Annotated in this window: 9 protein-coding genes; 7 read left to right on the top strand and 2 right to left on the bottom strand. The window is 39.1% G+C overall.

The annotated features are described in order from the left end of the window. Nucleotides 1–160: 160 nt before the first annotated feature. The 7 genes from IJS99_06685 (at nucleotide 161) to IJS99_06655 (ending at nucleotide 6,309) form a co-directional block, all read left to right on the top strand. Nucleotides 161–2,059: an ABC-F family ATP-binding cassette domain-containing protein gene (locus tag IJS99_06685; GenBank protein MBQ7561501.1), complete on the top strand. Its 1,899-nt coding sequence runs from the start codon at nucleotides 161–163 to the stop codon at nucleotides 2,057–2,059. Between the two features lie 57 nt (nucleotides 2,060–2,116). Continuing rightward, entirely contained in the window at nucleotides 2,117–2,428 is a 312-nt protein-coding gene (locus tag IJS99_06680; GenBank protein ID MBQ7561500.1) for a YbaB/EbfC family nucleoid-associated protein, read from the top strand. A 10-nt stretch (nucleotides 2,429–2,438) separates the two neighbouring features. Continuing rightward, nucleotides 2,439–3,119 carry a recombination protein RecR gene (locus tag IJS99_06675; protein MBQ7561499.1) on the top strand — a complete coding sequence of 227 codons (681 nt, stop codon included), beginning with the start codon at nucleotides 2,439–2,441 and terminating at the stop codon, nucleotides 3,117–3,119. After that, nucleotides 3,116–4,249, top strand: a complete 1,134-nt coding sequence (gene ispF / locus IJS99_06670; GenBank protein MBQ7561498.1) for a 2-C-methyl-D-erythritol 2,4-cyclodiphosphate synthase — start codon at nucleotides 3,116–3,118, stop codon at nucleotides 4,247–4,249. The genes IJS99_06675 and ispF overlap by 4 nt, the downstream gene beginning before the upstream one ends. A gap of 3 nt (nucleotides 4,250–4,252) precedes the next feature. Then, on the top strand, nucleotides 4,253–4,435 hold the full coding sequence (locus tag IJS99_06665) for a hypothetical protein (GenBank protein MBQ7561497.1): 183 nt from the start codon (nucleotides 4,253–4,255) through the stop codon (nucleotides 4,433–4,435). A gap of 2 nt (nucleotides 4,436–4,437) precedes the next feature. After that, nucleotides 4,438–5,433, top strand: coding sequence for a tRNA (adenosine(37)-N6)-threonylcarbamoyltransferase complex transferase subunit TsaD (tsaD, locus tag IJS99_06660; protein ID MBQ7561496.1), 996 nt, complete (start codon nucleotides 4,438–4,440; stop codon nucleotides 5,431–5,433). A gap of 105 nt (nucleotides 5,434–5,538) precedes the next feature. Then, complete coding sequence (locus tag IJS99_06655; protein MBQ7561495.1) at nucleotides 5,539–6,309, top strand: Rpn family recombination-promoting nuclease/putative transposase; 771 nt, start codon at nucleotides 5,539–5,541, stop codon at nucleotides 6,307–6,309. Between the two features lie 54 nt (nucleotides 6,310–6,363). Here IJS99_06655 and ychF read toward each other — a convergent pair whose 3' ends face one another. Both ychF and IJS99_06645 read right to left on the bottom strand, forming a co-directional pair. Then, nucleotides 6,364–7,461, bottom strand: a complete 1,098-nt coding sequence (gene ychF / locus IJS99_06650; GenBank protein MBQ7561494.1) for a redox-regulated ATPase YchF — start codon at nucleotides 7,459–7,461, stop codon at nucleotides 6,364–6,366. Between the two features lie 18 nt (nucleotides 7,462–7,479). Continuing rightward, nucleotides 7,480–8,368, bottom strand: an 889-nt coding sequence (locus IJS99_06645; GenBank protein ID MBQ7561493.1) for a L,D-transpeptidase, incomplete at its 5' end; no start/stop codon positions are given.

The raw sequence follows: 8,368 nt of genomic DNA, 5'->3' as shown, positions 1-8,368 counted from the left end.
TTCTCACACAAAAATTTTATTCACTGCACTTGCTATATAATGCCCGCCCATCCCCCTTTACGTATTCGCAAAAATTTTATATCATGTAACGCGTAAAAAATTTTATTCCCGCCCGCCCGTCTACTCACGCACAAAAAATTTTATGATAGTATTATTCACTATGATAGATATAAAAAATTTGAGTCTCTCGTTCGGTGAGAGAATAATATTTAATAAATTAAATTTGCAGATTCAGGATAACTCACGAATCGGCATTGTCGGCGCGAATGGTGCAGGCAAGACTACACTTTTACGAGTCATAACGGGCGAAATTCAAAGCGATGACGGCATAATTGAACGCTCAAAAAATTTAACTGTCGGATATTTGCCGCAGGATTTAATCGAGCTTGAGCCGGTGCCGTTAATGCAATATTTGAAATCCCGCGCTGGTATTGCAGAAATCGAGTCAAAATTACGCGAGGTCGAGCAAAAATTATCATTCACTCAAGATAATATTAATCACGAGTCTTTATTGAATGAATATACAAGACTTGAACGCAGATTCGAGAATTCCGGCGGGTTCGCTTTCGAGTCAATGGCCATGAAAGTTTTGCACGGACTCGGTTTCAAGAGGGGCGACGAGTCTAAGAATTGCCGCGATTTTTCCGGAGGCTGGAAAATGAGAATTGCTATGGCTGCATTATTGCTTGAGTCCCCTGATGTATTATTACTTGACGAGCCTACTAATCATTTAGACACTGAGAGCATGGAATGGCTTGAGGGCTGGCTTAGGACTCATAGGGGGGCGGTCGCTGCTGTATCACATGATCAAAGATTTCTCGAAAATATTGCGGACTCAATTGCAGATCTTGAACACGGAATTATAAAATTTTACCCGTATAATTATGATGAGTTTCTCGAAATTAAGGCGCAGAATCAGGAATTATTAATTAAATCATTCACTCGTCAACAAAGCGAAATCAAGCGAATCGAGTCATTTATTAATAGATTCAGGTATAAAGCAACTAAGGCCGCCCAAGTTCAGAGTCGTATTAAGCAGCTCGAAAAAATTAATAGAATTGAACTCGCCTCACACGATAAAAGCGTAAAAATTAATATCCCCGAAGCACCTCAAAGCGGCTGGGAAGTCCTGAAAGTTGTTAATCTCGCGAAAAATTATGATGATTTGTGCGTGTTTCATGACGTAAATTTTATAATTAATCGCGGTGAACGTGTCGCACTTGTAGGAATTAACGGCGCAGGGAAGTCTACACTATTAAGACTCTTGAGCATGAACGAATCGCCTTCAAATGGAAATATAAAGCTCGGTCATAACGTGAAATTTGCTTATTACTCGCAAGAAAGCGCGCAAAATATAAATTATTCTAATACTGTATGGGAAGAGGCCCGGGCCGTGTCTTCACGCTTGAATGACGTGGAACGCCGTAATCTGCTGGGTGCTTTCTTGTTTTCCGGCGATGATATTAACAAGTCTGCAAGTGTCTTATCAGGCGGGGAGAAAGCAAGGCTGGCTCTGTATAAATTAATGCTCAGTGAGACAAATTTTTTGATTCTTGATGAGCCTACAAATCATTTAGACCAGAATACACGCGAAATCGTAGAACGGGCTTTGTTGAAATATCAAGGCACGTTATTAATAGTCTCACATGATAGACATTTTTTAGACGTCTTAGCTGAAAGAGTTTTAGAGATCAGAGACGGCAATTTATACGATTATCAGGGGAATTATTCATATTTTCTCGAAAAACGCGAGGAGTCATTAACAAGTAATCAGGAAATTATAAAATCTCCGGCCAAGTCGAAAAATTTATCCCGCAATGAAAATTTACAGGAGATTCGCGCGACAAAAAAATTAATTGCCCAGTCGGAAAAAAATATTTCTGATTCTGAGTCGCGAATTAACGAGATCGATAATTTATTGTGTCAGCCTGAAATATTAGCAGACTCAAGCAAAATTAAATCTTTGATGATTGAACGCGATAATCTCGATAAAGAATTACAAAATTTTTATTCACAGTGGGAAGAGTTAAGCATAAAACTTGAAAAATTAAATAAATAAATCGTGATAGAATCTGATTCAATAATATTTATATAAACAGGGGAGAAATTTTTTATCATGAAGATTAATAATATAATGAAACAAGCCCGCCAAATGCAGACTCAAATGATGCAGATTCAGGAGAATTTAGCAAAGGAAACAGTTGAAGCCAGTGTCGGCGGTGGAATGGTAGCAGCGACTTTTACAGGACAGGGCGATATTGTTGCGATAAAAATAGATCCCGAAGTCATTAACCCTGAAGATAAAGACATGTTAGAAGATTTAATTATTTCAGCTGTGAACGAGGGACTCAAGAAAAGCCGCGAATTAATGAACGAAAGAATGGGCAGTATTACAGGCGCACTCGGTGCAATGATGCCGGGATTCTAGTTATTACAATATGGAAATACTTGACACTCTAGCAAAAGAATTAAAGAAATTGCCCGGTATAGGAACTAAAAGCGCGCGGAGAATAGCATTTTTTTTGATTCAGCAGGACGAGGAATATTTACAGCATTTCGGCTCGTTATTCTCAAATTTGCGCAAAAATCTTTATACGTGCTCACAATGCGGGAATATTTCCGAACAAGACCCGTGTAATATCTGCGAAGATCCTATCAGGGACAAAAATATTTTATGCGTCGTCGAAAATGTAGAGTCTTTGTCAGCCTTTGAACACGCAGGAATCTATAACGGGCTGTATCATGTCTTGAACACTGAAAAATTATCGGCAAATATAGCCCCTGATCCTGAGTCTGATTTTGCCTCAGAGATTGAGTCTTATTCTGATTCAATTTCAGTTGATGACAATGACAAGGGATTGACGGAAAAGGACTTAGATTTTTTTGTGTCTCATGTTAAAGCACTTAAGCCCGAAGAAATTATTATAGCTACTAATCCTAAAATTGAAGGCGATATGAATTATTACACGCTTTTAGACTCGTTAAGATCCATAAAGGGACATAATAAAATCAAGATTACACGTTTAGCGTCAGGACTTCCAGTCGGCGGCTTAATAGAATTTGCTGATAAGCTCACACTGCACACTGCTTTACGTTCAAGAATGAAGGTAGAATTATGACAGGTAAAAATTTTTCGTTTATTATTGCTGCGGGCGGTTCAGGCACAAGAATGGGCGGCAAAAAAAAGCAGTTCATGACTCTTGACAATAAGCCATTATGGCAATGGAGCGCGGACGAGGCCGAAAAATTACGGGATTCGGGAATTCAGGAAATTATTATAGTTCTGCCTGAAGGTTATAGCGTTGACTGGCCGAATCATTCAATCCCGTTGAAAATCGCAAAAGGCGGCAGCACACGAGCCGAGTCAGTCTGTTCGGGGCTTAAAGAGTCAAGCTGTGATTATGTCTTAGTTCATGATGCAGCAAGGCCGCTAGCGACTCAAGAATTATTTGCTAGACTCATGGATTCAGTTAATGAAGATTGCGGAGTCGTCCCAGTTCTGCCCGTTTCTGACGCGTTAAAGCGCATTGACGATAATAATATTTCATGCGTTGACCGCGATAATTTGTATATAACTCAAACGCCGCAAGTATTTCCGAGAATGAAATTATTTGATGTCCTGAAAAATTGCCCGGATTCAAAAGATGAGGCCGAGGCGTGGCTGAAAGTTTATCCCGATAAATTAAAATATGTTGACGGCGAAAAATTTAATTTCAAGATTACTACTGATTATGACATGAGATTAGCGCGTTCACTTGTCAGCAATAATAAAATAATTCGGACCGGGCTGGGCTTTGACGTTCATAAATTAGTCCCTGAAAGAAAATTAATTCTCGGCGGTGTCTTGATTGACTCGAGTCTGGGCTTGCTTGGCCATTCAGACGCGGATTTATTGACTCATTCAATAATGGACTCGATTTTAGGAGCTGCCGGGCTGCCTGATATAGGGAATTTATTTCCTGCGAGTGATTTGCGCTATAAAAATATAGATAGTATAAAACTTTTGCGGGAAGTCTTGAATCTCGTAAATTCTCAGGGCTGGCGTGTTGAATTCGTTGACTCGTTTGTGTGTGCTCAAGTGCCTAGATTGAATAAATATAGAGAAATAATAATTAATAATTTATCGCAATTCTTTAATATAAATCTCAAATTCAAATCGGCCGAAAAACTTGACGACTCAGGGCGGGGGCTTTCTATGACTTGTCAATCAATAGCAACTCTTTCACGATTAAATTTAGGGGAGGCGTAATAAATGCTTGTGTTCTCGCATAATAGAGAGTGCGACAATAAATTATGGTTCGGGGAGCTTGCACTAGGAAAATTTGAGCAGAATATTTTTAATGACTATATTGTCGACCCGCCTTTATTTGACTCATATGATGATTTTGTGAGCAGTGCTTGGCCTTCTTTTATTTCTGATAGTGCGTTTATGTGATTATGAGCTTTATTACACTGGGAATAGAAACTAGCTGCGATGACTCCGGAGTTGCAATTATAGACGGGGATAAAAAAATTTTATGCGAGCTTTTATCGAGTCAAATTCGTGATCATTCGAGATTCGGCGGGGTAATTCCTGAATTTGCAGCGCGTAAACATTTAGAGAATCTTTTGCCCTTGATAGACTCATGCTTGAAAGAGTGCAATATTTCAGGCAAAAATTTAAATCTTATAGCAGTAACAAGAGGGCCGGGCTTAATGGGTTCGCTAATTGTCGGAGTTCAGACAGCAAAGGCATTATCTCAAGTCTGGCAAGTTCCATTAATAGGCGTTAATCACTTAGAAGGACATTTATTTGCGCCGCTTGTTGACTCGGATTTAGAACCGCCTTTCTTGTCATTAATAGTGTCGGGCGGACATACTGAAATCATAAAAGTAGAATCATTCGGGAATTATGAATTATTAGGGGAGACTCGCGACGATGCAGCAGGAGAAGCATATGACAAAGCCGCGAAAATTTTAGGTCTGCCATATCCCGGAGGCCCTGAAATTGATAGACTCGCTAAAAATGGGAATCCCCGCGCGTTTGACTTCCCTGTGCCGTTAAAGAATTCGGACAAAATAGAATTTAGTTTTAGCGGGCTTAAGACGGCTTTATTATGGCAGGTGAAAAAATTTAATGATTCTGACTCAATGCCGGTTAATGATTTATGCGCTTCGTTTCAGAATTCTATAATAGAATCACTTATTACGAAATTAAATCTTGCTGTGAAATTAACGGGAATTAACAAAATTTCTGCGTCAGGTGGAGTCTCTGCAAATAGTGCTTTACGTGAGGCATTATGCGAACAAAAAAATTTTAGAGTCTGGCTGCCTGAAATTAAACGCTGTACAGATAATGCCGTAATGATTGCTGCTGCTGGATATAATAATTTTATGCGGAAAAATTTTACAGAGTCTGAAGTTTTGCCCGATCCTTCACTACATAATTTATAATATTGGAGTGAGCTGATTATAGAGAATAAAAATTTTTTAATACGGGATAAGAGTCTTTTATGGGAGAATTTAACGCTTGCTAATGATTTTCTTTTCGGCAAAATTATGAATAATGAAGAAGTCTGCACGGAAATGATTAGACGGATTTTGCCTGATATGGACATCAGAAAAGTGAAGATTATTCAAGCCCAGAAAAGTGAGAGAGAAACATTTGACACTAGGGGAGTAAGATTTGATATTTTCTCAAAATTTGATAATCGTAAACTTGCAGTCTGTGAAGCTCAGACAATGAACAAGAAAGATTTAGCTCGGCGTTCTCATGCGTATCAAATAGCATTAGGTCTCAAGGCTCTATCAAGTGATATATTAGTGAAGTCAGGAAATTATAATAACTTGCCTGATACATTTGTGATATTTATTTGCACGTTTGATCCGTTTGGATATGGCAGGCACATTTACACTTTTTATAATACTTGTAAAGAAGAAAGCGGCCTGAATCTTAATGACGGAGCTTATACAATTTTCCTTAATGCAAGGGGAATACTTGATGATATTAGCAAAGAATTAAGGGCATTTCTTGATTTTTTCATGACGGGGAAGACTTCAGAAGAGGACTCGTTTATCAAGAAATTAGAGAAATTATTATATATTGCAAAACAAAACGCAGATTGGAGGAGTAAATACATGCTGCTATTAATGAGAGAACAGGAGCTTATAGGTGAAGGACGAACTGAGGGACGAGCTGAAGGACGAACTGAGGGGCGTAACGAGATGTTTAACTCTTTTGTGTCTTCTATGAAAGCTAGAGGCATGACACAAGAAGAAATAAATCAAATTACAAATTCGGCACTCGGTAAAATTTCTTTTACTCAATGAGCTGTAAAAATTTTTACTCCCCCGGCCTTGTATGACTAGGGGAGAGATTTTATTTTACACGTTGAATCTAATTTCTATCATGTCGCCGTCTTTAACAATATAGTCCTTGCCTTCGAGTCTTAATACTCCTTTTTCGCGGCATTGTGCAATTGAAGCGTTATTTGCTATAAAATCATCGTATGCTACAACTTGAGCGCGTATAAAGCCCCTCGCCAAATCTGAATGTATAGTCCCCGCCGCGTCGACTGCATTAGAGCCTTCTTTTAACGTCCACGCACGAACTTCATCGGAGCCGCTCGTAAAGAAAGAAATCAAGCCCAGCAATTTATAAGCCTCGTGAATGAGCCTGTCTCTTCCCGGTTCAGTTATTGCTAAATCTTTCATGAATTCGGCCCGGTCTTCAGGGTCAAGCTGTTCGAGTTCCATTTCTGTAGAGCCGTAAACTTTAACAGAGTCTAAATTTTTTTCCTGCATTAATTTATTGAGCGGCTCAAGTTCGGGAATTTCTCCCGTTTGTGAATCATCAAGATTTAACACGATTAATTCAGGCTTGAGAGTCAAGAATGCAAAACCTGACAGCGATTTTTTTTGTTCATCCGTCAAATTAAATTCACGTAACGGCCTCTCATTCATTAAGAAATCTTCTAATTGCTTTAATAAATCAAGCTCGCTGCTTTCTGAAGGAGTTAATTTTTTCTTGATTTTTTTCTCGTCGAGTCTTGAGAGTCTGCCGCTGATAACTCCTAAATCGCGATAAATTAATTCTGACTCTACTATTTGCCAGTCTCTTAGTGGATCTATAGAATTTTCCGGATGAGGCACTGAGTCATTATTGAATACGCGAATAACATGTAATAACGCTTCAGATTCAGACACGAACGACAAGAAAGAATTTCCGAGTCCTGCTCCCTTGCCTGCATCGCGTGAAAGTCCGGCCAAGTCTACAAATTCAACATCTGCAGGTTTCTCGCTTTTAGGTGCAAAAATTTCTACGAGTTTATCAAATCTTGAATCAGGTACGCTGACGAGTGCACGGTTTGGCTCAGTTTTACCGCCTGCATAGGGTTTGACTTCAGCTCCGGCACGTGTAATCACGTTAAAAATTGTAGATTTTCCTGATAGAGGCAAGCCCACTATACCGCATTTAAGCATTTATTATTAAAGCCTCCTTTAATTTTCACGAATAATAACGGGCATATTTCTATAAGCATATTGCTTTAACTCGCTTATATCTTCATTGCTGAGCCTGATACAGCCTTCAGTTGCCATTGTCCCGCGCGAGTCAGGATCGTGAGTCCCGTGAATTCCTATACCCTTCCAGCCCTTAGCATCGAGTCTTATGAACCATGGCCCGTAAGCTCCTGAAATTTTGCCCTTGCCGTCGCCAAAATCGTGTTTCCATGTTGAAGACGGTTCAATTGATACTATTTTAAATTTTCCGGTTGGAGTCCTATGATCGCCGACTCTCATTTTATCGCCGGGGTTGCGTCCGACTGCTATTTTATAAGTCCTTATTAACTCGCTGCCATCGTATAAATTTAATTCATATTTGGATTTGCTGATTTCGATTCTGAGTTTATTATTGCTGGGTAATAAATTTCTAGGATGCTCAAAAATGTCGCCCTTCTCCGAGTTTAAATTAATTACTGAATCCGGTTTAATTTCTGACTTGGCCGCAATTCTTGTATTCGGCGTAAATTCCTGCTTTATTTCAGGTTTTGGCTCATTAACAATAACAGGACTCGAATCAGTAACAGCTATAATTTTTTCAGGTTCGGGCAATAATTTTTTCTCAGAAATAACGGGATCGGGCTGCGCATTTGCCTTGTGAATCTCACTCATTGCCGAAAAATTCATATAAGCACCTGCACCGACACTAACAGCCATCACAAAAAATAATACTCTTAAAACTGGGTGCATACGTTTTTTAACGATCCATTTGCCCTGGCCTTTATCAACCCAGACAGTTCTAAGTGTCGTTATATCCTTTAAGAAATCAAGAAATTTTTGCATAAATTTATGATACCTCGCTTGTAAAATACATAAATCTTGTATAAGT

Source organism: Synergistaceae bacterium (genome assembly GCA_017444345.1).
GTDB lineage: Bacteria > Synergistota > Synergistia > Synergistales > Aminobacteriaceae > JAFUXM01.
This window is presented reverse-complemented; position numbering and strand designations above follow the sequence as displayed.

Bases quoted from the DNA above. Each gene is read 5' to 3' on its own strand.
- IJS99_06685 (MBQ7561501.1), top strand. From the start codon at position 161: ATGATAGATATAAAAAATTTGAGTCTCTCGTTCGGTGAGAGAATAATA.
- IJS99_06680 (MBQ7561500.1), top strand. From the start codon at position 2,117: ATGAAGATTAATAATATAATGAAACAAGCCCGCCAAATGCAGACTCAA.
- IJS99_06675 (MBQ7561499.1), top strand. From the start codon at position 2,439: ATGGAAATACTTGACACTCTAGCAAAAGAATTAAAGAAATTGCCCGGT.
- ispF (MBQ7561498.1), top strand. From the start codon at position 3,116: ATGACAGGTAAAAATTTTTCGTTTATTATTGCTGCGGGCGGTTCAGGC.
- IJS99_06665 (MBQ7561497.1), top strand. From the start codon at position 4,253: ATGCTTGTGTTCTCGCATAATAGAGAGTGCGACAATAAATTATGGTTC.
- tsaD (MBQ7561496.1), top strand. From the start codon at position 4,438: ATGAGCTTTATTACACTGGGAATAGAAACTAGCTGCGATGACTCCGGA.
- IJS99_06655 (MBQ7561495.1), top strand. From the start codon at position 5,539: ATGAATAATGAAGAAGTCTGCACGGAAATGATTAGACGGATTTTGCCT.
- ychF (MBQ7561494.1), bottom strand. From the start codon at position 7,461: ATGCTTAAATGCGGTATAGTGGGCTTGCCTCTATCAGGAAAATCTACA.